At 65.8% G+C, this 20,955-nt stretch carries 25 protein-coding genes, 1 tRNA gene and 1 pseudogene; 13 read left to right on the forward strand and 14 right to left on the reverse strand.

Translation table 11 applies throughout. The features are described 5' to 3' along the window. Positions 1–166: 166 nt before the first annotated feature. Positions 167–1,585, reverse strand: a complete 1,419-nt coding sequence (locus IVB48_RS33335) for a M20 family metallopeptidase (RefSeq protein ID WP_247406822.1) — start codon at positions 1,583–1,585, stop codon at positions 167–169. A 287-nt stretch (positions 1,586–1,872) separates the two neighbouring features. On the opposite strand from IVB48_RS33335, the gene IVB48_RS33340 reads away from it, so the two are divergent. The 3 genes from IVB48_RS33340 (at position 1,873) to IVB48_RS33350 (ending at position 4,232) form a co-directional block, all read left to right on the forward strand. Beyond that, positions 1,873–2,844, forward strand: a complete 972-nt coding sequence (locus IVB48_RS33340) for a S1C family serine protease (protein WP_247285783.1) — start codon at positions 1,873–1,875, stop codon at positions 2,842–2,844. A gap of 28 nt (positions 2,845–2,872) precedes the next feature. Beyond that, positions 2,873–3,943, forward strand: a complete 1,071-nt coding sequence (locus tag IVB48_RS33345; RefSeq protein WP_247406825.1) for a phospholipase — start codon at positions 2,873–2,875, stop codon at positions 3,941–3,943. Positions 3,944–4,025: 82 nt separating this feature from the next. After that, on the forward strand, positions 4,026–4,232 hold the full coding sequence (locus IVB48_RS33350) for a hypothetical protein (protein ID WP_027514183.1): 207 nt from the start codon (positions 4,026–4,028) through the stop codon (positions 4,230–4,232). An 82-nt stretch (positions 4,233–4,314) separates the two neighbouring features. Here the strand turns inward: IVB48_RS33350 and IVB48_RS33355 are convergent, their stop codons facing one another. The 5 genes from IVB48_RS33355 to IVB48_RS33375 form a co-directional block, all read right to left on the reverse strand. Next, a complete protein-coding gene (locus IVB48_RS33355) occupies positions 4,315–4,974 on the reverse strand; it encodes a DsbA family protein (protein WP_247357775.1) in 660 nt (219 codons plus the stop codon). 87 nt (positions 4,975–5,061) lie between these two features. Continuing rightward, a complete protein-coding gene (locus IVB48_RS33360) occupies positions 5,062–5,784 on the reverse strand; it encodes an LrgB family protein (RefSeq protein ID WP_027565645.1) in 723 nt (240 codons plus the stop codon). Next, positions 5,781–6,164 carry a CidA/LrgA family protein gene (locus IVB48_RS33365; RefSeq protein ID WP_247406828.1) on the reverse strand — a complete coding sequence of 128 codons (384 nt, stop codon included), beginning with the start codon at positions 6,162–6,164 and terminating at the stop codon, positions 5,781–5,783. Before IVB48_RS33365 ends, IVB48_RS33360 begins: the two co-directional genes overlap by 4 nt. Positions 6,165–6,208: 44 nt before the next feature. Continuing rightward, positions 6,209–6,685 (reverse strand): PaaI family thioesterase, encoded by a 477-nt coding sequence (locus tag IVB48_RS33370; RefSeq protein WP_247406830.1) that lies wholly within the window; start codon positions 6,683–6,685, stop codon positions 6,209–6,211. Positions 6,686–6,688: 3 nt separating this feature from the next. Continuing rightward, positions 6,689–7,117, reverse strand: coding sequence for an acyl-CoA thioesterase (locus IVB48_RS33375; RefSeq protein WP_247406832.1), 429 nt, complete (start codon positions 7,115–7,117; stop codon positions 6,689–6,691). A gap of 109 nt (positions 7,118–7,226) precedes the next feature. Here IVB48_RS33375 and IVB48_RS33380 point away from each other — a divergent pair, with 109 nt between their 5' ends. Next, a complete protein-coding gene (locus IVB48_RS33380; RefSeq protein WP_027565649.1) occupies positions 7,227–7,775 on the forward strand; it encodes a TetR/AcrR family transcriptional regulator in 549 nt (182 codons plus the stop codon). Between the two features lie 47 nt (positions 7,776–7,822). Here the strand turns inward: IVB48_RS33380 and IVB48_RS33385 are convergent, their stop codons facing one another. After that, positions 7,823–8,314, reverse strand: coding sequence for a hypothetical protein (locus IVB48_RS33385; RefSeq protein WP_247285773.1), 492 nt, complete (start codon positions 8,312–8,314; stop codon positions 7,823–7,825). Between the two features lie 202 nt (positions 8,315–8,516). Between IVB48_RS33385 and IVB48_RS33390 the strand changes: the two genes are divergently transcribed. Together IVB48_RS33390 and IVB48_RS33395 are read left to right on the forward strand one after the other, a co-directional pair. Next, on the forward strand, positions 8,517–8,801 hold the full coding sequence (locus IVB48_RS33390) for a PsiF family protein (RefSeq protein WP_007597424.1): 285 nt from the start codon (positions 8,517–8,519) through the stop codon (positions 8,799–8,801). Between the two features lie 96 nt (positions 8,802–8,897). After that, a complete protein-coding gene (locus tag IVB48_RS33395) occupies positions 8,898–9,983 on the forward strand; it encodes an AbrB family transcriptional regulator (RefSeq protein ID WP_247406834.1) in 1,086 nt (361 codons plus the stop codon). A gap of 3 nt (positions 9,984–9,986) precedes the next feature. Here the strand turns inward: IVB48_RS33395 and IVB48_RS33400 are convergent, their stop codons facing one another. Beyond that, entirely contained in the window at positions 9,987–10,526 is a 540-nt protein-coding gene (locus IVB48_RS33400; RefSeq protein ID WP_247406836.1) for a disulfide bond formation protein B, read from the reverse strand. 154 nt (positions 10,527–10,680) lie between these two features. On the opposite strand from IVB48_RS33400, the gene IVB48_RS33405 reads away from it, so the two are divergent. The 5 genes and pseudogenes from IVB48_RS33405 (at position 10,681) to IVB48_RS33425 (ending at position 14,503) form a co-directional block, all read left to right on the forward strand. Further along, positions 10,681–10,765 (forward strand) — tRNA-Leu (locus tag IVB48_RS33405). A gap of 175 nt (positions 10,766–10,940) precedes the next feature. Then, a complete protein-coding gene (locus tag IVB48_RS33410; protein ID WP_027565653.1) occupies positions 10,941–11,243 on the forward strand; it encodes a hypothetical protein in 303 nt (100 codons plus the stop codon). Between the two features lie 158 nt (positions 11,244–11,401). Next, the gene (locus IVB48_RS33415; RefSeq protein ID WP_027565654.1) at positions 11,402–11,635 is read left to right on the forward strand and encodes a hypothetical protein; all 234 of its coding nucleotides are present in this window, start codon (positions 11,402–11,404) and stop codon (positions 11,633–11,635) included. Positions 11,636–11,886: 251 nt separating this feature from the next. After that, positions 11,887–12,570 carry a response regulator transcription factor gene (locus IVB48_RS33420; protein ID WP_027565655.1) on the forward strand — a complete coding sequence of 228 codons (684 nt, stop codon included), beginning with the start codon at positions 11,887–11,889 and terminating at the stop codon, positions 12,568–12,570. Continuing rightward, positions 12,567–14,503 (forward strand): annotated as a pseudogene (locus tag IVB48_RS33425) (ATP-binding protein). Before IVB48_RS33420 ends, IVB48_RS33425 begins: the two are co-directional and overlap by 4 nt. 112 nt (positions 14,504–14,615) lie before the next feature. Here IVB48_RS33425 and IVB48_RS33430 read toward each other — a convergent pair. After that, positions 14,616–14,897, reverse strand: coding sequence for a hypothetical protein (locus tag IVB48_RS33430; RefSeq protein WP_027565657.1), 282 nt, complete (start codon positions 14,895–14,897; stop codon positions 14,616–14,618). 235 nt (positions 14,898–15,132) lie between these two features. On the opposite strand from IVB48_RS33430, the gene IVB48_RS33435 reads away from it, so the two are divergent. Then, positions 15,133–15,357 (forward strand): hypothetical protein, encoded by a 225-nt coding sequence (locus IVB48_RS33435; RefSeq protein ID WP_247406837.1) that lies wholly within the window; start codon positions 15,133–15,135, stop codon positions 15,355–15,357. Positions 15,358–15,453: 96 nt separating this feature from the next. On the opposite strand, the gene IVB48_RS33440 is transcribed toward IVB48_RS33435, so the two are convergent. From IVB48_RS33440 to IVB48_RS33455, 4 genes are all read right to left on the reverse strand, one after another. Next, positions 15,454–16,167: a hypothetical protein gene (locus IVB48_RS33440; RefSeq protein ID WP_027565659.1), complete on the reverse strand. Its 714-nt coding sequence runs from the start codon at positions 16,165–16,167 to the stop codon at positions 15,454–15,456. Positions 16,168–16,271: 104 nt separating this feature from the next. Then, positions 16,272–16,982 carry a hypothetical protein gene (locus IVB48_RS33445; protein ID WP_027565660.1) on the reverse strand — a complete coding sequence of 237 codons (711 nt, stop codon included), beginning with the start codon at positions 16,980–16,982 and terminating at the stop codon, positions 16,272–16,274. Between the two features lie 132 nt (positions 16,983–17,114). Then, positions 17,115–17,363 carry a hypothetical protein gene (locus IVB48_RS33450; protein WP_027514201.1) on the reverse strand — a complete coding sequence of 83 codons (249 nt, stop codon included), beginning with the start codon at positions 17,361–17,363 and terminating at the stop codon, positions 17,115–17,117. A gap of 140 nt (positions 17,364–17,503) precedes the next feature. Then, on the reverse strand, positions 17,504–18,478 hold the full coding sequence (locus IVB48_RS33455; RefSeq protein WP_247406839.1) for a nitronate monooxygenase: 975 nt from the start codon (positions 18,476–18,478) through the stop codon (positions 17,504–17,506). Positions 18,479–18,586: 108 nt separating this feature from the next. Between IVB48_RS33455 and IVB48_RS33460 the strand changes: the two genes are divergently transcribed. Continuing rightward, positions 18,587–20,149 (forward strand): AMP-binding protein, encoded by a 1,563-nt coding sequence (locus tag IVB48_RS33460; RefSeq protein WP_247406841.1) that lies wholly within the window; start codon positions 18,587–18,589, stop codon positions 20,147–20,149. Positions 20,150–20,176: 27 nt separating this feature from the next. On the opposite strand, the gene IVB48_RS33465 is transcribed toward IVB48_RS33460, so the two are convergent. After that, positions 20,177–20,950, reverse strand: a complete 774-nt coding sequence (locus tag IVB48_RS33465; RefSeq protein ID WP_247406858.1) for a thioesterase family protein — start codon at positions 20,948–20,950, stop codon at positions 20,177–20,179. Positions 20,951–20,955 lie beyond the last annotated feature (5 nt).

Consider the following 20,955-nt stretch of genomic DNA (forward strand, 5'->3'; position numbering starts at 1 on the left):
CGTCAACCGGGACCGTGTGTATGCAAACGGTCTTCTGACTGTCTGTTGGGCAAATTCATATTCCGCAGCCCATCCGTTCGGCAATCCAGCATCAAAACGCGCTGAATTCCGCGCTGCACTGCAGAAAATTTGATCGCCGGATCAGACGAAGTATCGAGGCGAAATTCTACGCCACGGACATGTCGAGCGGCGGCGCGACATGGTCTGCCAGCGGACAGACGTAAGGCGTCTTGGCCGTCCGCTTCTTAAGGTCAGCCTTGGCAGCCTTGATCAGCTCCGGGTCCGTCAGCGCCTTGATGCCGATGCCGGCCATCGCCTTGGCGGCCTGCACCATGGCCTTGTGGGCATGCGCGCTCTTGCCCTGCGCGACCACCTGCCAGGTGTGGAAGGGCGTACCGATTGCAACCGTGGGTGCGTGAACCTGCACGGTCGGCACCACCCAGCTCACGTCGCCGACGTCGGTCGAACCGACCAGCGGATTGCGCTTGGCATCGAGTGGCACCAGGAAGTCAGCCAGCGGCCGGTCGGTCGGCTCCATGCCGATCGCGTAATAGACCGACTCGATGTCCTTGTCGCTCAGCGTCGCGCGGATCTCCGTGGCAAAGCCCTTGTCTGCGTCGTCGAAATGCGGCGGTCCGAGCTCTTCCATGACCCGGTGCAGCGCGTGCTCCAGCGGCGTGTTCGGCAGGATGTTGGAGACCGCGGAGATGATCTTCATCTCGACCTTGGTCTCGGTCATCAGCGCCGCGCCGTCCGCGATCTTGCTCACGCGTCCGACCAGCTCGTTCATGCCGGGCAGATCACGGGCGCGGATCGAATAACGCACGCGCGCATGCGCCTGCACCACGTTCGGGGCGATGCCACCGGTGTCGAGCAGCGCGTAGTGCACGCGCGCGTCGCTCGGCATGTGCTCGCGCATATAGTTCACGCCGACATTCATCAGCTCCACGGCGTCGAGCGCGGAGCGGCCGAGATGCGGCGAGGCCGCCGCATGCGAGGTGCGGCCGGTGAAGATGAAGTCGGCGCGGGTGTTGGCGAGTGACGGCGTCACCGCGACTTCCCAGAAGCTGTGCGGATGCCAGGTGATGGCGATGTCGGCGTCTTCGAATGCGCCGGAGCGCACCATGAAGGCTTTTGCCGCGCCGCCCTCCTCCGCGGGGCAGCCGTAATAGCGCACGCGGCCCGGCACCTTGTTCTCGGCAAGCCAGTCCTTCACCGCCGTCGCGGCGAGGAGAGCTGCGGAACCGAGCAGATTGTGACCGCAGCCATGGCCGTGGCCACCGGTCTCGACCGGACGATGCTCCGCGACGCCCGCCTCCTGGCTGAGGCCCGGCAGCGCGTCATATTCCCCCATGAAGGCAATGACCGGTCCGGCCTCGCCCCATTCGCCCATCACCGCGGTCGGAATGCCCGCGACCTGCTCGGTGATGCGAAAGCCCTGATGACGCAACTCGGCAAGATGCTCGGCGGCGGACCGCGCCTCGGTGTAGCAGACTTCGGGCATGCCCCAGACCTTGTCGCTGAGGTCGATGAAACGTGCCTTGATCGTGTCGATGCCACGCCAGATGTCGCTGCGGTTGTCCATGCTTCGGTCCGTGATCCCTAGGTCAAACGAAGCGGCAATGGTTAGCAGCTTCATTGTACGGCGCCTAGCACCTCGCCGGACAGCAGCCATGCGGTCAATGCCGGAGAGCCGCCCGCCCGACCGACCGTGCATAACCGGTCCTGTGCCTTTCAAAGATTTCACACGGCGTTCTCTGGAATAGTCAGGAACGAGGCTTTCAAGACGGCCTCCTCCGGCCTAAATTATGCGTGCTTCGTGCGTCGTTCCGCTAGCCACGGCGGAGCGATGCTCTCAGCCAGGAGAACTCGATGCCCGCCCTGACCGAATGGAGAGTGCCGCCGGCCAATCAACCGCGTGCGAGCGATTACGGTTTCGATCTCGACCGCGCGCTCGCCTCCGTCGTCGGCCTGCATGCCATCATCCCGCCGGACGCCTTCAGCGCCGAGACACTGGGGACCGAACGCGCCGGCAACGGCGTCGTGATCGACGATGGGCTGGTGCTCACCATCGGTTATCTCATCACCGAAGCAGAGTCCGTGTGGCTGCATGTCGGAGACGGGCGCGTGGTGGAAGGACATGTGCTCGGCTTCGACGCCGTCACCGGCTTTGGCTTGGTGCAGGCGCTCGGCCAGCTCGACGTCGCCCCCTTGCCGCTCGGTGTCTCGGCCGAGACCCGGCTCGGGGACCGCGTCGTGGTCGGCGGCGCCGGGGGACGCACGCGTTCGGTCGCGAGCCAGATCGTGGCCAAGCAGGAATTCGCCGGCTACTGGGAATATCTGCTGGACGAGGCCATCTTCACCCATCCCGCGCACCCGAACTGGGGCGGCACGGCGCTCCTCAACGAGCGCGGCGAGCTGATCGGCATCGGCTCGCTCCAGCTCGAACGCGAGCGCGACGGCAAGGCCGAGCACGTCAACATGATCGTGCCGATCGACCTGTTGAAGCCGATCCTCGACGATCTACGCAAGTTCGGTCGCGTCAACAAGCCGGCACGGCCATGGCTCGGACTCTTTTCGACCGAGATCGACAACCGCGTGGTGGTGATCGGAATCTCCGCCAATGGTCCCGCCGCCCGCGCCGAGCTCAAGACCGGCGACGTCATCCTCGCGGTCGACGGCGAGAAGGTCACAAGCCAGACCGGCTTCTACAAGAAGCTGTGGGGCCTCGGCGCCGCCGGCGTCGACGTGCCGCTGACGGTACATCATGAAGGCGTCACCTTCGACGTCACGGTGACCTCGACCGATCGCTTCAAGCTCTTGAAGGCGCCGAAGCTGCACTGACAAGGCGAACTGACGCAGGGAAACGACGATGAGCGAGGCCGTCGTTGACGACATCGTGGCCGTGCTGCCGCCGCTACTCAATGCGCTGGAAGCGCTCGCATTCTTTCAGCGAAACCTGCACCCGCCGGCCTTCGGCTCCGTGATGAACGCGATCGGCGCTCCCGACGAGGCGCTGCAAACGGCGCGCGCGGCAATCGGAGAATGGCCGGGGCAGTTCACCGGACTGCGCGAGCGGCTCGATCGTGCCTGCGACGAAACGCTCGCCGCCTTTGCCAGCCTGCGCAAGGTTGAGCGTGGCAATGGCGACCTCGTCGCGGTGTTCCGCGCGCTGCGCCATGTGCCGCGCGCGCAGGAGGCACTCTATCCGCTGGCCGTGCAGTTTCCGCCGGTCAGCAGCTTCTTCCTCAACGCCGCCATGCGCGAGAATGCCGACCTGTTGTCGCGGCTCGAAGCCGGCGCGGACGCGCATACCGGCATCATCCACGATCACAACGAGCCCGGCAGCCGCGGCGGCTTTTCGGTCTACGTGCCCGAATATTATACGCCCGATCGCGTCATGCCGCTGGTGGTGGCGCTGCATGGCGGCAGCGGCAACGGCCGCGGGTTTCTGTGGAGCTGGCTGCGCGACGCCCGCAGTCTCGGTGCAATCCTGGTGGCGCCGACCGCGACCGGCCCGACCTGGGCCCTGATGGGTGACGATTCCGACACGCCCAACCTCACGCGCATTCTCGAAACGGTGCGCAGCCGCTGGACCATCGACGCCTCGCGCATGCTGCTGACCGGCATGAGCGATGGCGGCACCTTCTGCTACGTCACCGGGCTCGACGGCGCTTCGCCCTTCACGCATCTCGCGCCAGTCTCGGCGACCTTCCACCCGCTGATGGCGGAGATGGCCGACGCCACACGCCTGCAGCGCCTGCCGATCTTCATCACGCACGGCAAGCTCGACTGGATGTTTCCGGTGCAGACCGCGCGGCAGACGCAGGCAGCCCTCGCCGCCGCCGGCGCGAATGTCACCTATCGCGAGATCGACGACCTCAGCCACACCTACCCACGCGAGATCAACGCGGAGCTGGTGCAGTGGCTGAATGGAGAATGAACAACCTCTCCTTACCTGCGCCGCACTGTCGCGGAACAATCGATCCGGGTCGACGTTATCGCCCGTCATTGGAGGTTTCGCGATGCGGATGTTTCTTGGAATGATTTTGGGCGCGCTGCTGCTCGGCTGCGGCGTGTATGTCTATGACTCCATGCAGACGTCGTCGGTTGCTAATGGCGAGGTCGCGACGACCAATCGCACCATCGTGAACTGGGATGTCGCAAAAGCCGACTGGGACGCGCTGCGCGATCGCGCGCACAAGGACTGGGTCCGCATCTCCTCGAAGTAACGACGTGGTATCATGAATGAAATGAGGCGCCGTCGCGGGTCCGCGGCGGCGCCTTCGTCTTGCGCGGTGAATATCGCTCGGCTCAGTTCATCTTGGCCTTGCGGGCGTCGGCGATGACCTGCTCGAACTCGTTCATGCTGAGCACGCCCGGCACGCGGTACTTGCCGACGATGAAGGACGGGGTGCCGCGGAAACCGAAGGCTTCGGCCTGCTCGTTGTTGCGCTTGAGCAGAGCGTCGATGTCCTTGGCGTGGTCGGCGAGATCGCGCTTCAACCGATCCATGTCGACGCCGGCGGCCGCGAGCAACTCGTTGATGCGTGGCTCGGTCAGGCGCGAGCTGACGCCCATCATGGCGTCATGGGCCTGGTGGTATTTGTCCTGGAATTTCGCCGCGAGCGCCGCCCGCGCGGCGGTGACCGAGACCGGCCCGAGGATCGGCCAGTCCTTCATCACCAGCCTGACCTTGCCGTCGTCCTGGACGACCTGACGCAACTCGGGCTCGAGCTTGCGGCAATAGGGGCAGTTATAGTCGGACCATTCGATAATACTGATATTCCCGTCGGGATTACCGGCGACGGGAACATCCGGGTCGCGCAGCACCTTGGCTTCGGTCAGCACCTCGTCTTCGTCGGTCGCCGCGCGCGCCGAGGTGATTCCACCCGCGACAAGGGCGCCCGCCCCAATCAGCGTCAGCGCCGCGCGCCGCGTCGGCACAAGGGCTTTATTCCTGAATCCAGCCATATCTCGTTCCATTTCGGTCCCATCTCCGTCGATACGGTTCGAGACTGGGAATTGTTACAGCTCATATAGAGTGTCGCGGCGCCGATGTCATCGCACCAGCAGCGTGACCGCCAAGGGTACCAGGAAGGAGGTCACCAAGGCGTTCAGGCTCATGGCGATCCCGGAGAAGACGCCGGCGATCTCGTCGACCTGGAACGCTCGCGCGGTACCGATCCCGTGCGCGGCAAGGCCGGCGGCAAAGCCGCGGGCGCGGAAATCGCTGATGCCGGTGCGGTTCATCAGCGGCGTCACGATGATCGCGCCCATAATGCCCGTAAGGATAACCGCAACCGCAGCCAGCGAGGGATCGGCGTGCAGGGATTCGGCGATGCCCATGGCAACACCGGCCGTGACGGATTTCGGCGCGAGCGACAAAACCACTTCGTGCGGCAGACCGGCAAGTTGGGCCAGTAACACCACGGACACCACGGCCGTGACCGATCCCGCGACCAGCGCCACCAGCATCGGCACGATCGAGGCGACGACGCGCTTGCGGTTCTCATAGAGGGGAACAGCCAGCGCGACCGTCGCGGGCCCCAAAAGGAAATGCACGAACTGCGCGCCGGCGAAATAGGTCGTGTAGGAGGTGCCGGTTAGCAGCAGGAACGCGCCGACGATCCACATCGCATGCAGCACGGGATTGGCGAGCGGATGGCGCCGCGTCGCCAGCGACACCGCGTCCGTACCGGCATAGACCAGCAGCGTCACTGTCAACCAAAGCAGCGGCGACTGCGAGAGATAGACCCAGAGCGAGAACGGATTGTCCTTCATCGCGCGTCCTGTTGCCTCAACAGGCGGCTGACCAGGCGGAAAGTGAGTACGGTTGCGAGCAGGGTGACGACCACCGACAGCGCGAGCACGAGGATGATGGCGATGCCGTGGGACGCGAGCAGATCGAGCTTCTGCACGACGCCGACCCCGGCCGGCACGAACAGCAGCGACAGATGCGCGAGCAGACCCTTGCTCGCCGTCTCGACACCATCATCACGCAGCGGCCCGCGCGCGAGAAGCGCAAAGCGGTCGCGCGCGAGCAGCAGGATGAGGAGCAGCAAGAGGCCAAGCACCGGGCCCGGCATCGGCAGGCCGAGGCCGCGCACGACGGCTTCGCCGATCAACTGGCAGAGCAGAATGAGACCAAGGCTTGCAAGCATGACTTAGGCATCAAGGGATGCGCCGGCAGTCTTGTCAATCACCGCTATGCAGCGGTCGTGCGCGGCGCTTGCGCAGCCGCAACGCGCGGCAGCATTGCCATCAGCGTCCCGGTCATCATGGCGATCAACGTGACCTTGCCCCCGTGCTCGGCAAACGCCCTGGCCTCGCAAAAGGTCAGCGTGCGGCCGGGCTTGACCACTTCGGCCTTGAAGACGAAACGCTCGCCCCGTGCCGGCGCGAGCAACGTGGTCTTGAACTCGACGGTGAGGATATCGGCCTCGCACGGCATCAGGGTGAAGGCAGCGACACCACAGGCATTGTCTAGTCCTGCGGTAATGATGCCGGCGTGGACAAAGCCGTTCTGCTGTGTGAGGGCCGGCGAATGCAGCATGGCGAGTTCAGCCTCGCCCGGCGCAAGGCGGACGATCGCGATGCCGAGCGTGTGCATTGCCGGCTGGCGATCGAACATGGCGATGGCAGCCGCGCGGTAGCCCGGGTTCTTCGGCTCGTATGCGGCCATGGCTCAGGCCTCCGCCGGCTGGGCGAGATGTCTCAAGGCGATCTCGCGAATGTCGTCCGTGAACAGCACCGATTTGCGCAGGCTGCGGTCCATGTGCACGCCCGTGATCTCGCAGAACGCGGCGATCTCGCCGGTATCGGCATTGATCATGTCGTGCCGGAAGCGGATCGATTTGTCGCGGATCTCGAGCAGGTGACTGCGGATCTCGACGATGTCGCCGGCGAGCAACTCGCGCTTGTAGGTGATGTTCTGCTGCACGGCGGCCATGCCGCGGCCGGAGCCGCGCAGATAGCTCGGCGTCAGCCCGAGCCGGGCGAACAGATTCCAGTTGGCTTCGTCGAACTTGCCGACATACCACATGATGTTCATGTGGCCGACGTGATCGCACTGCCACGGATAGACCGTGCCGCGATAGGTCGCCTCCTGCTCCATCGCAATTCTCCCTGACCTTTTCTGGCTTTGATTGTTGATACGGTAGCGTATCAACCTCCTCCCGCGTTAGCAATACGGTACCGTATCAAGAATCGGCGAGGCTGCCTGCATGAGTGACGGCAAAGGCGATGTCTGGGTCGAGGCAGGGTTCACCGAACTCGCCCGATCGGGGGTCGAGGGGGTGCGGGTCGAGGTGCTCGCCAAGAATCTGGGCGTCACCAAGGGCGGCTTCTACCGCCGCTTCGCCGACCGTGCCGCGCTGCTCGGTGCCATGCTGGAGCGCTGGCGCGAGGGGCGCTCAACGGCGATCGCGCAGCAGACGAGCCTTGATGGCCAAGAGCCCCGTGAACGGCTGAGGGCAGTGATCCAGCTCTATTCGGAGCGGCTCAATCCGGACGGGATGGCAATCGAGCTTGCGATCCGGCAATGGGCCCGCTCGGACGAGGGCGCCGCGGCAGCGGTGGCGAACGTGGACGCGGCGCGGCTGAAGCACGTCGCCGAACTCTATCGCGCGACCGGCCTCGAGACCGAGGCAGCTGAAGCGCAGGCTTTCCTGTTCTACTGCTTCATCTTCGGCCAGAGCCTGCTGTTCGTCGAGCGCGGCCCGCGCAAGCGATCGCAGCTCGTGGCGAAATCGGCCGAGAAGCTACTGGATTAAAGCAAGAGGCCGGAGCTTGGCTCCGGCCTCTGCGTCGTCTTGAAGCCTCAGGCGGCGCCCTTCAGCTTCTTGTTGCATTCGCTGTAATAGCCGCCGCCCTTCTCGATCCACTTCATGCCGCCATTGCCGTTGGTGGTCTTGTTGGCGTTGTACTGGTCGACGCAGGTGTGCAGGCGCCCCTTGCCGGGGGTCTCCTTGGCGTATTTCGGATCAACGGCGTTCGGATAGATCGCGGGGCCGGCCGGCAGGGTCGGCGCGGCAGCCGGGGCGGCCTCCTTCTTCGCCTGCTTCGGCTCGGCGGGAGCGGCGGGCGCAGCAGGAGCGGCCGCGGTCGGCGCAGCCGCTGGCGTCGCATCCGCGCCGCACTGGGCCTTGCGGAAGTCATTCCACTTCGTGGTGCCGAGCGAGCCGTCCTTCTTGGCGGCCTGGTATTTCGCGCTGCACTCCTGCGAGGTCAGCGCCTGCGCCGGCGCACTCACCACCAGCGCGGCAAAGCCCGACAGCGCAACTGCACACAGCAACTTTGATTGCATGGTCATCCTTGGTCTCCTCCTTGATCTTCCCCCGAGGGAAGTGAACCGAGGATTGCTATCCTAGCGTGCCGCCGGCTCGCGACAAGGAAGCGATGGCTGCTGCCGCCAAAATATAGTGATCCTCCACGTTCGAATTATTCATGTCGCGTTCAGCAAGGCCAGCCGACTTTCGCGCCCTTCGCAATTCCCGCAAGAAGAGTGCAGCATCATGACCTTCACATCTCGCCTCGCCGTCGTCGCTCTCGCCTCCCTGCTCGCCACCGGCACTGCCTTCGCGCAGACCGCCGCGCCGGCAGCAAAGACCGACACCAAGACCACAACCGCCGCCCCCATGGACAAGAAGGCACCGAAGGAGCACTCGGCCGAGTCGCTCGAATGCTCCAAGCAGGCCGACGCCAAGGGCCTGCACGGCAAGGAGCGCAAGAAATTCCGCTCCGAATGCATCAAGACCGCCAAGGCCGGCATGGCCGCGCCGGCTGCGGACAAGAAGTAAGTCCTTCCCTCTGCCTGCGGCTTCGGGAGAGGCGCGCGCATTGCGGCATGACGTGACCGCAATTGTGCGCCTCTCGCTGATTTGCGATAAGGCGGTGTGAAGCAAATCACCGCCTCCCTGCCGTTCGAATGGCCGAGCCGTGCCAAGATCTTGAGCACGGTGGAAACGCTTGTCATCGGCACCGCCGGGGGCCTCGTGTTTCTGCTCGCGGGCCTTCCGGGGGGATTGATCTCGGGCTCCATGATCGCGGTCGGGATCGCCGCGATCGCCGGTCGCCAGCTGACGCTGCCGCCGATCCTGACCCAGACCGTGCTGGTGCTGCTCGGCATTTCGTTAGGATCAGTCGTCTCGCGCCACCTGCTTCAACAGGTCAGTGCCTATCCGCTCACCATCGGGCTGCTCGCGCTCGCGACCTTCTGCTCGACCTTCGGCTCGAGCTATTATCTCCAGCGCATCCACGGCTGGGACCGCACCTCGGCCTTCCTCGCCGGCAGCCCCGGCGCGCTGTCGCAGATCACGATTTTGGCGGTCGAGCGCGGCGCCGACCTGCCGGGCATCGCGGTGGTGCAGACCATGCGCGTAATCATCCTCACCGCGGCGCTGCCGATGGTGCTGGCGTTCGCCGGCGTCGCACCCTCCGTCGCGCCGTCGCTGACGACGACGATTGCCTCGCCGCTTGACCTCGTCGAACTGGTCGCGGCCTCGCTGGCCGCGGCGCTCGTCCTGCGGCTGATCAGGTTTCCGGCGAGCTGGATGTTCGGCGCGATGATCGGCTCGAGCGTGTTGCATGGCGCAGGCTGGGTCGAGGGCGGCCTGCCGGACTGGGTACGCGGCGTGGCGCCGATCGGCATCGGCGCCCTGATCGGCAGCCGCTTCGCGCGGATGCAGATCAAGACGCTCGCCGGCCACATCAACGCGGCGCTGGGCTCGTTTGCCGTCGCCATCGCCGTCTCCGCGATTTTCGTCGGCATCGTGGCGCTCACCACGCAGGTGAAATTCTCCGACGTCGTGGTCGCCTACGCACCGGGCGCGATGGACGCCATGCTGGCGCTGGCCCTGACGCTGCACATCGACCCGATCTTCGTCGGCGCCCATCACCTCTCGCGTTTCGTCTTCGTGACGATCGCGACGCCGGGCATCGTGCACCTGTTCGGCCGGACGCAGGACGATGTGGATGATTGAGCCTTAGCGCTTCGCCGTCGCAACGAATCCCCACGCGGCGATCGCAGCCATCAAGAGCGAGATCAGCAAATTGTAGCCGGCAAGCGAGAGGCCGAGGAAGCGCCACTGCACCTCGTCGCAGCGGACCACCTTCACGGTGTCGAGTCGCGACAGCAGGTCGGTGGCGCTGCCGAGATTGACGACGGGACCGGAGCAGTCGGTCGGTCCCTTCCAAAAGCCCCATTCGACGCCGGCGTGATAGGTGCCGAGCCCGGCATTGGCGAGGCTCGCCAGCACAAGGATCGCGAGGCCCGCGAACAGCAGCGGCCTCGGCGCACTGCCCCGCGCCGCGAGTGCGATGAGCAGGCCCAGCGGGATCGCGAGGTAATAGGCGTAGCGCTGCTCCAGGCAGAGCGGACAGGGCACGATCCCGAGCACCAGCTGGAAGAACCAGGCGCCTGCGATCGTCGCGGCTGCAATCAGCGTGACCGCGAGCGAAGCGACCAGCGCGGGGCTCGTGGCCGCCGGTTTGAATGCAGGTATTGCGGCACTCTGGGTCGTCACGGCAGCCTCTTTTCGATGGGTCGCTTTCCAAGGCTGTAACCCCGGCTCATGCGGCTGTCGAGAACGGCCGGGATCACTTTGGCGCGGGTTGACCCCGCTTGGTCCATGGCTATAGTCCGCCGGCTTCGCGACGCCCTGTTAGGGCTGACCGAGGGCCCCTGTGGCGGAACTGGTAGACGCGCTCGACTCAAAATCGAGTTCCGCAAGGAGTGCTGGTTCGATTCCGGCCAGGGGCACCACGCTTCGCCCTTTCGGGCTTCGTGTGGCGCAGCCCGCGCCAAGCCCGAAAGGGTGAAGCGTGTCCGGCGAAGCCTCTTGGCGAAGACCGACTGTCTCGGCTTTCCCCCTCCCTAGCAATCGTCACATGCCACCTGTATAAACCGGTAGCTTCTTCCGCAATTCGAAGGAGCTCATATGAACGACCTGCACACGTGGCTTTCGCAACAGCACCACGGCCTGCGCACCTTCCGGATCTTTCAGCAAAAGCTCGAGACGCTCGGCCGCGACGACCCCGAACAGCGCGGCCTGTGCCGTCTGTTGAGCGGTCTGGTCGGCAGCTATGTCGAGACGTTCGATGAGGCCCCGCTGCCCGTCGAGGTCGCTGACGGAGCCTATCATCGCCTGCTGGCGCTGGTCGCAAGCCTCGACCTCGCGGGCGACACCAGTCGGCGGCTCGCGGACATCAACCGGGTTGCGACCTGCGAGCTCTGGCAGTGACGAGAGCGGGCCGCCATACGGCCCGCATCCGCATCCCCGGGACACTTCGCCAGGAGAGGGCCGTGCTTCCCTGCACGAGCCTCCCTCGACGGGTTCGACTTCGCAGAGCCAGTCCCTATATCGTGGGGCAACCTATGTTGATGCAGCGAGCAGCTTCGATGGCCAGGAGACGCGCGACCGAAGCGGACGCCGACGACCTCCCCCGCTTCTTCGTCTGGGTCCGGGGCCTCGAAGGCGCCGAACCGCAGAAATGGATGGCGATGGATTTCGGCGTCGGTGACTGGAAGCGGCCGCTCGTGCTCGCCTATCTGGAGCTGCCGGAGGGCGAGCAACACTTGCCGTTGTCGGCGCTGGCCCGGCGATACCCACCGCCGCGGGGAGAGGCTTCGTAGAGGAGCCATCCTGGACGGAGGCAAGGATCTCGCCAGCCCCTCAACCCAGGGCGAGCAACGCCGCACGGCGCTAATCACGGTGCAGCGTCTGCCAGTGCCGCCGACGCCATCGGCCGCAGCAAAGCGATAGGCGGCGTCCGCAACGGCGGAAGAGTGACAATGCGCCCCCATGATTATGGGTGTCGCGGCGCCCGCACCGCAGCTAAACTTGGCCCTGCGCCGCGGGGGACACGCGGTGCAGGACGATGATCATGACCGAACAGGGCGAGACGGGTGAAGCCATCACCATCCTCCTCGTCGAGGACGACGCGCCGACCTGCTGGCGGCTCCACGACGCGCTGGTCAAGGCCGGTTACGAGGTGCGCAGCGCCGGCACGCTCGCAGAGGCCCGCGCCGGGCTCGGCGACCGGGCGCCGCGCGTGCTGCTCACCGATCTGCGGCTGCCCGACGGCCACGGCGTCGAGCTGATCCGCGAGACAAGGCAACGCTTTCCCGACACCGAGATCATGGTGATCTCGGCGCTTGGCGACGAAGAGAGTGTGATCTCCGCGATCACGGTGGGCGCCACCGGCTATCTCCTGAAGGATGCGTTCCCCACGGACATCGCCACCACCGTGCGCGATCTAGTCGCCGGCCATTCGCCAATCTCGGCCTCGATCGCCCGTTTCATCGTGCGCAGAACGCAGGGTACCGCGCAGAATGCGGCCGAGCCTCCGCCCGGTCCCGCGCTCAACACCGCAAGGCTCACCCCACGCGAGATCGACATCCTCTGGGGCATCGCCAAGGGCTTCAGCTACGCCGAGATCGCGAGCCATCTCGGCCTGTCCAGGCAGACCGTGCCCGGCCACATCAAGAACATCTATCGCAAGCTCGAAGTGCACACCCGCAGCGAAGCGGTGTTCGAAGCAGTGCAGCAGGGCCTGATCAAGCTGTGAGCGAAATCGCGGCGAAGGCACCGGTCAAACCCGCGCGGCGCCGGCTGCTGGTCTCGCGCCTCGTGCCCTATCTGCTGCTCCAGGCACTGATATTGGTCGCAACTGTCCTCGGGCTGCGGCTGCTCCAGCCCAGCGACCCCGACGACTTTGCCCTGAGCGAATTCTCGCTGCGCGAGGACGGCGTGGCGCGCCCCGTGACGCTGCCGCATTTCACGTCGTCACGCTATTCCCTGGCCGACCCGCCGCTCTACAGCGGCGCCTTCACGTTCCGCCGCGGCGATGTGGCGTCGGGATGGTCGGTATTCCTGCCGCGCTTCAGCAACGCGGTGGAGGTCTCAATCAACGGCGTCATCATCCTGGATTCCCGACGCGATGCCAACGCCAACCGGCCCGACCGCAACACTCCGCAGATCGGGTCGATCCCGTCCTCGCTGCTGCGCGAGGGCGCGAACGAGATCACGGTGCGGCTGTTGGTTTGGGGACCGCTCAAGGGCTTTCTCGACACCGTCTATGTCGGGCCGGATGCGGCCTTGCGGCCGGCCTACGAGACACGCACGCTGATGTTCGTCACGTTGCCCGTGGTGTTCTCCGCCTGGCAGTCGATCCTCGCCGTCATCCTGGCGATCATGTGGCTGATGCGCCGCCGCGAGCCGGTTTACGGCGTCCTGGCCGTGGCGATGGTACTCGGCGTAGTGCAGGCCTTCGCGCCGCCACCGGTGCCCCCCGTCAACACGTCCCGGCTCGCCGCGGTGTTGCTCGCGTCCGCACCGATCGAGAGCGCCCTGGTCGTCGTCTTCGGCGTGCTGTTCTTCGGCTGGCGCTGGCCGCGTTACGGCATGCTGCTGTTCGCGCCGGGCCTCGTCGTGTTCGGTGTCGGACTGATCGCCGGCCCGCCGCTGCCGCGCATTCTGTTTCTCCTGCTTGGCATTCCCACGGTCGGTCTCTGCCTGCTCCTGATGGCCTGCGTCACCGCCGCCGCGGTGGTGCGGCGGCAGGACGCGGCAAGCTTCACGCTCGGCTGCGCGGTGACCATCGTGCTGATATGCTGGGTCCACGACATGCTGTCGGTATTCGAGATCGTGACCGACGAGCGCATCTTCCTCTCGCGCCTCTCCTATTCGGCGATGCTGGTCGCGATCGGCGCCGGCTTGACCTGGCGGTTCGCGCGCGCGCTGAACCAGGTCGACAGCTTTGCCGGCCAGCTCGTAACGCGCGTACGCGAGGCCGAGGAGCGGCTGAAGGCGAGCTTTGCCCGCGAGGAGGAGCGTGCACGGGCCGCCGCGCTTGCCAATGAGCGCACGCGGCTGATGCGCGATCTGCATGACGGCCTCGGCGGCCAGCTCATCAGCATCGTGGCACTGTCCGAGCGCGGGCACGAGGGCGCGACCATCACCGACGCCGCCCGTGCGGCGCTGAAAGACCTCCGTCTCGTCATCGACTCCATGGACGACATCGGCGGCGACCTGATGCTCGCACTCGGCTCCTGGCGCGAGCGCGCGACCGCACAATTGCGACCGCACGACATCGCACTCGACTGGCACGTGGCGACGCCGCAAGGGCTGCCGCTGCATCCCGAGCTCAGGCCATGGCATGTCATCCAGATCGTGCGCATCCTCGACGAGGCCGTGACCAATGCGGTCAAGCACGCAGAGGCCCGCCGCATCGCGGTCACCATCGAGACGGTCGACGGAGGTCAGGGACCGTACGGTGTGATCAGGGTCGCGGATGACGGCAAGGGCTTTGCGAACGGTGTGCGCCGGTCGGCAGCGGCGGGGCCACCGACGCGAGCCAGACCGCGCGGGGCCTTCGCAACATGAGGAGCCGTGCCGCGCGCTGCGGGGCGATGCTCGATCTCGGTTCGGATTCCTCAGGCACGCGCGTGCGGCTGCAATTGCCGCAGATTTTCCCCGACAGCGATGCCGCCGTCGGCTGAAAAGCCCCCTCTCCGAACGTGTGGGACGCGCGGAGAGAGGGACGGGCCGGATGATTTGCCTGGGGAGGACGGGGGTTCGTCCGCACGGCTCCTTCGCCCGAACTCGTTGTTCTCAGCGCACGCCCACGCGATTGACCGGACCACCGCGATTCATCGGCGTGCCCGCGCGCACGCCGACACCGGGCGCACCGACCCCGGGTGTCGCCACGGCGACCGCGGCGGCCGGCGCTACCCTCACCGCTGCCGCCGGTCGCACCACGCAGCCTTTGGGTATGCCGACCGTCTTGCAATAGACCACCGCTTGCGCCGGGCTCGTGCCCAGCGACACCATCGCCGAACCTGCCAGCGCCAAAATCGTCAACCCGGCGCTCAGCGCTCCCGCTCTTTTCGACATCTTGCTCTCCTGCTTGCCGTTCGGCGTCCCGATGCAATCACCGGGTCTCGCAGCCGACGTGCAGCCTGAATGACAAAAGACGGCGCGCTGATACATGCCATGAAAATGGGGGTACGGCGGCGGGACGGGCTAGCCGATGCCATGAACATGGCATGGACCTGCGCCCGGCGGTCGCGAGATGGTCCGGCCCGCTTGATCCCGAGCGGGACCAACGACATTCCCAAGGAGGTGTTTTATGAAGATTTCGGTTCTTGCCGTGCTGCTGCTCGCCGCGACCGCCCAGACCGCCGCTGCGCAATCCGGTCCGACCCCGCAGGAGCAGATGACCTGCCGAAGCGACGCGAGCAAATTCTGCGTCGAACACATCGGCAAGCCGCCGCAGATGAATGCCTGCCTGCGCGAGAACAAGTCGAAGCTTTCGGACGGCTGCCGCAAGGTCGTGGAGTCGCACGGCGGGTGAGTGGCCGCCGTCCGCGGCACAAATCTCGCGGGTGTTGCGTCAGACCATAGCCGTCGATGCGCCCGTCATAGATCGCGCGCGACGGCGAGGACGGACCTAATCGTCGTCGCCGAATAGCCTGATCTGCGGAAAGCCGCCGCGCGGCCGGCTCGGGACCTCGCGCGCGTCGGCATCTTCGCGGATGTTGCGCGCGACGTCGTCCCAATCGGTCCGGTCGCGCATCCCACGCGGCTCGCGGGAATCGTAATGACGGCGCTCGGCCCAACGCTCACGGCGCTCCGTCCGGCGCCGTTCAGACGTGGCCCGCTTGACGTCAGAATCTCTGGCCTTGGCAAAGGCGTTGTCGGGTGGGGATGACGGCTCTGTCGACGCCTGCTGTGCAGCAGGCTTCGCGAGTTGCGGAGGCGATGCCGGCGCTGGCTTGGGCGGCTCTACCGCAGCCGCTTGCGAAGGCTGTTGCGCTGGCTGTTCAGCGTTGGCCTGAGTGGTCTGCGTGCCGGGCTTCGCGGCTTCGGATTTTGCTTCAGGCGTGGATTCGGGTTTAGCGTCGAATTTCGCTTCGGCCTGCGCTGGCGCGGCGACCATGGCGCCAAATGCTTGCGAGCCGGTGAGATATTGCAGGCGCTCGGATGGCGCATCCGTCGTGCCGGGCTTGGCGTCAGCGCGTTGCGCCATCTTGCTGGTATCCGGCCCCTGCTTGGGCGAGACCGGATTCATGATATTGCCGGCGACAATGCCGCCGCCGAGACCAATGGCGATGGCTGCGACGATGGTTCCTGCACCGACGAAATAGGCTGTCGAGGCGCGCATTGGTCCACTCCCTCTTTGGAGCGGGCAACGCTTGTCGATTGCCGGATGTTCCCGATACAGGCGCAGTTCCGGGAGGAACTTGATTTCCGGAAGAAACTTGCGCGTTAGATCTGCTGCGCCACCTTCTCGAGCCCGATGATGCGGGCGAGCTTGCGCACTTCCTCTTTCTGGTCGTCACGCAGCTGGAACAGCAGCGGCATCGCCGCCGACTTCAACTGCTGGACCTCGTCGCAATTGGGATCGATCGGAACACCCTGCACGTTCGGATTGGACAGCTTGTTTGCCGAGATCTTGCGGACAACATTGCGCAGCGCGGTTTCGACCGAGGGCCAGTAATATTCTTGCGACGACGACAACTTCAGACGGTCCCTGATGCCCGCGATCTGCACGTCGGAGAGCAGCGAATAGGATTTCTGCGGCTGCGGCTTGGCGACGACCTTCGGCTTGGCCGGGACTTCGACGGCAGGAATGTCTGCAGCGGCCGGAGCCTCGTTCACGCTCGCCTTGGGCATCGGGAAATCGGATGGCGTGGCGGCGGCAAACGCCTGGCGCAGCGGCTCGGTCAGCACGGGCATCTGCGAGAGCTTGTCGGCAGGAACCTGGACCGGGTCGAACGCGGCCGAGGCCAGTGCCAACGTCGGAACCAGACGATCGGCCTTGGCGGCCCGATTGGTTGCAAGCGGCTTGGGTGCCGGCGCCTGCGTGATCATTTCGGCGCTGACGCTGGGCACGCTGTCGCGGCCGAGAATGGCGGTGGTGGCGGCGCCGAGGACGAGGAAGCAGGTCAGCACGACGATGGTGATGGCTTTCGACAAACGTCTCTCCGCAACCGGCTTCAAGTCCACGTGATCACTGCCCGGAAACTGGGCGAAAATTAAGGCTTAACCGTGCCATTGCGACGGCAATCGCGCGGACTACGGCGACATTGCCTAGAAAGCTCAACAAAATCAGGCAGCTATCGCCAGATCGTAGGCGTCCTGGATGTCGGCCACGATCTCCGAAGCCTCCCAGACTCCGCGCGGCTCGACCGATTGCAGCGCCACCGTCCAATTGCCGCCCCGGCGGGTGCGGGGGACGCTGACGATGTCGAAGCGCACATTGCGGCACAGCGGGTGGCGGGCCAGCGCATGGGCTACGCGAACACGAATCTCGTCCAGCGAAGCCGCCGTCTTGGCGTTCAGAAAGTCGAAGTCCATCGCCTGTCCCTCTCGGTCCTGATTGACGGCCGTGAGAGGGATTCTTGCCGGGCGTTGGTTAATCTGCCGTTAAGTGGGGGCTTCGGAGGAACGCTCGATTAACTGTGATGGGACGACGGGCCCTGTCGGCCTGCGCATTTTCACGGGGAGACGCGGCCACCCGCCCCTCGATACTCGGCGACCGTCCCTGCGACGAGATCGTCAACCGCGAGCACGTCGGTCACGCCGGATGTCGAGTGCCCACCGCTCCAGATATCGCGCCAGCGCTTTGGCCGGTTCTCCCGTGCGGCAACGTCGATGTCCTTGGCGATGTCGATGGCCCCGCGCGCCGGCAGGTCGTCGGGATCGAGACCCGCGGCGACGATCGACGGCTTTAGCATGCTGGTTTGAAGTCCCGTGAACGCGGTGGTCAGCAGGATATCGTCGGCGCTGCTCTCGACCAGAAGCCGCTTGTAACGATCATCCGCCATGCTCTCGTGGGTCGCGATGAACTTCGTGCCCATGTAGCCGAGATCGCAGCCGAGCACTTCGGCCGCGCGCAATGCCTGGCCGTCGCTGATACCCCCCGCGAGCACGATGATGCCATCGTAGAACGCGCGCACCGCGCGGACGAAGGCGAACGGGTTGAGCCAGCCGGTTTGGCCGCCCGCGCCCGCAGTGAGCAGCACGAGCCCGTCGGCGCCCGCCTCCGCCGCATGCCGGGCGTGGCGGATCGAGGCCACGTCCGCCAGCACCAACGCGCCGGCATCATGCAGCGGCTTCAACACCGGCGCGGGCGATCCAACGGAGGTGATGACGATCTCCGGCCTGTGGCGCAGCAACACGGCGAGATCCTGCTCTAGCCGCGCGTTGGAGCGGTGCACGATCAGGTTTGGGCACAGCGGCGCGGCCTTGCGGCCGGTTTGATCTTCATGCCGCAGCAGCCGCGCTTCGATGTCGGTGAACCATTCATCGAGTTGCTCGGTGCTACGGCAATTCGCGCTGGGGAAGCTACCGATCACACCGTTGCGGCAGGCGGCGACCATGAGCTCGACGCCCGACACCAGAAACATCGGCGCGGCGATCAGCGGCAGGGCGAGACGACCGTGGAAACGTTGCAGCCGATCTGACGTCACGCATGCCTCCCTCGCGCGGGCTTAGTCGTTCCCTCCCGCATTCCCTGTGCTAGCGTCGCGGTAAACATTGGCACGCCGGAAGCCGATGACAAAGCAGCGAGGAAACATATGTCCGATCCGCTCCATGCATCGTCTCCGACTTGCGCGCAGGCGCTGCGGGCGCTGTCGCGCTACCCGGGCCGAACCGCGTTCGCGTGGCCCGGCGGATCGCTGAGCTATCAGGGCACCATCGACCTGATCGGGCGCATCCAGGGCCTGTTCATGCGGCTTGGATTGCGGCCCGGCGCGCGGGTCGCCTTCCTCACCGCGAACCGCGCCGACACATGGTGCGCCGGCGTCGCCGCGCAATTGTCGCGGCTCTGCGTCACCTGGCTGCATCCTTTGGGATCGCGGGGAGACCAGCTGTTTCAGCTCGAGGATTCCGGGGCCGAAATGCTGGTGGTCGATGCGGGCTCCTTCCGCGAGCGCGGCGGCGAGCTCGCCGGACAGGCGGCCTGGCTCAAGGCGGTGTTCACCACGGGACCGGCTGACTACGGCGTCGACCTCTTGCAGGCGATCGAGATCGAAGGCCATGCCAGCGCGCATTGCCTCGCCGGCCCCGACGATCTCTCCACCCTGAATTACACCGGTGGCACGACCGGCAAATCCAAGGGCGCGTTGCGCTACCACCGCGAAAATGCCGGAGCCGCGGCCGCGATCCTTGCCGACTTCGAGATCCCCGATGGCGCGCGCTACCTCGCGGTGGCACCGATCAGCCATGTCGCCGGCACGAAAGTGCTGCCGACCTTGATGCGGGGCGGCACCGTGCACATGCTGAAGGGTTTTGATCCCGAGGCGGTACTGGCGACGATCGCACGCGAGCGCATCAACTTCACGCTGTTCGTGCCGACCATGATCTACGTGCTGCTCGATCATCCCGCGCTCGACAAAACCGACCTCTCCTCGCTTGAGCTCGTGCTCTATGGCGCCTCCGCGATGTCACCGAGCCGGCTGATCGAGGGCATCGAGCGGATCGGGCCGGTGTTCTCGCAGCTCTACGGCCAGACCGAATGCTATCCAATCTCGGTGCTGCGCAAGGCGGATCACGATCCCAACAGGCCGGAGCTGTTCCTGTCATGCGGTTTCCCGATCGCGGCGTGCGAGGTCAAGATCCTCGACGACAACGACCAGGAAGTGAAGACGGGCGAAGCCGGCGAAATCTGCGTGCGCGCTCCACACGTCATGGCGGAGTACTGGAAGCGGCCGGACATCACCGCCGAGACGCTGAAGAACGGCTGGGTGCACACCGGCGACATCGCTCGCAAGGACGATCGCGGCTACATGTTCATCCTCGACCGCAAGAAGGACATGATCGTCTCCGGCGGCTTCAACATCTTTCCGCGCGAGGTCGAGGACGTGCTGTCGCAGCATGCGGACGTGGCCATGGTGGCGGTCGTGGGCATCCCCGACGAGAAATGGGGCGAAGCCGTCACGGCTGTCGTCGTCCTGCGCGAAGGCGCAAAACCTGACGCCGATGAACTGATCAATCTGGTGAAGACGCGAAAAGGCTCGGCCCATGCGCCGAAGCAGATCCAGTTCGTCAGGCAATTGCCGATGACCGGCGTCGGCAAGGTTGACAAGAAGATGCTGCGCGCGGAATTCTGGAGCGGGCGGGACCGGATGGTGGGGTAGCTCCTGCCCGGGACGCCACGCCGCCCCTTACCGCTTCTCGATCACAAGGCTTTGCACGGCGCGGCCGAAATAGCCCTGCCGGTCGGCGAGCCGCGACATCGCAAGCCCAGCACCATCGGGACCGATCCAGGAATCGCCGTCGAGCAGGATCCATTCGCCGATCGGCTGGCGCGAAAAGCTCACGGTGAGGTCGGCGTTGATATAGGTCCAGGCGCGGAAATCGAGCGACGAGGCGGTGCCGTTGGAAAAATCGGCCGCGACCACGGCGCGCATCGCCTGCGAGAGCGGTTCGCCTGCGATCAGGGGATGGTCGACGCGAAACCAGATCGCACCGGCGCCGGCCTGGCCGAAGCGGCCGCGCGCGGCACGCATCGACACCGATCGCACGAACGGACTGGTGGCGGCATGACCGTCCTCGAGCAGCGAGTCCTCCGGGGACGGCAGCGTAACCGGCAGCGCCTTGACGTCCTCGGGCAGCGTCAGCGGCTGGCGCTTGATCTTGAGCACGGTGGCGGCGACCACCTGTACGCCGTCGGCGAACAGCTTGACCCCGCAGAGCTGAATCTTGCGGCCCTCGCGCAAGATCTCGGTCGCGATCGTGAGCGGCGCCACCGGCACGGGGCGCATCAGGTCGATGGTGACCCGCGCGATGTCCATCGCGACAGGCGTTGGAATGCGCTCCGCCGCCCACGTCACCAGCGCGGCCGGCGCTGAACCGTGCTGCATACGCCGGTCCCACGGGCCCGCAGCATCCGGGCTGGTGACGACGCTGTCGTCCTCGACGCGGTAGATGGGGGTCATCGGTT

The sequence above is a fragment of the Bradyrhizobium sp. 76 genome, from assembly GCF_023073025.1.
Classification (GTDB): domain Bacteria; phylum Pseudomonadota; class Alphaproteobacteria; order Rhizobiales; family Xanthobacteraceae; genus Bradyrhizobium.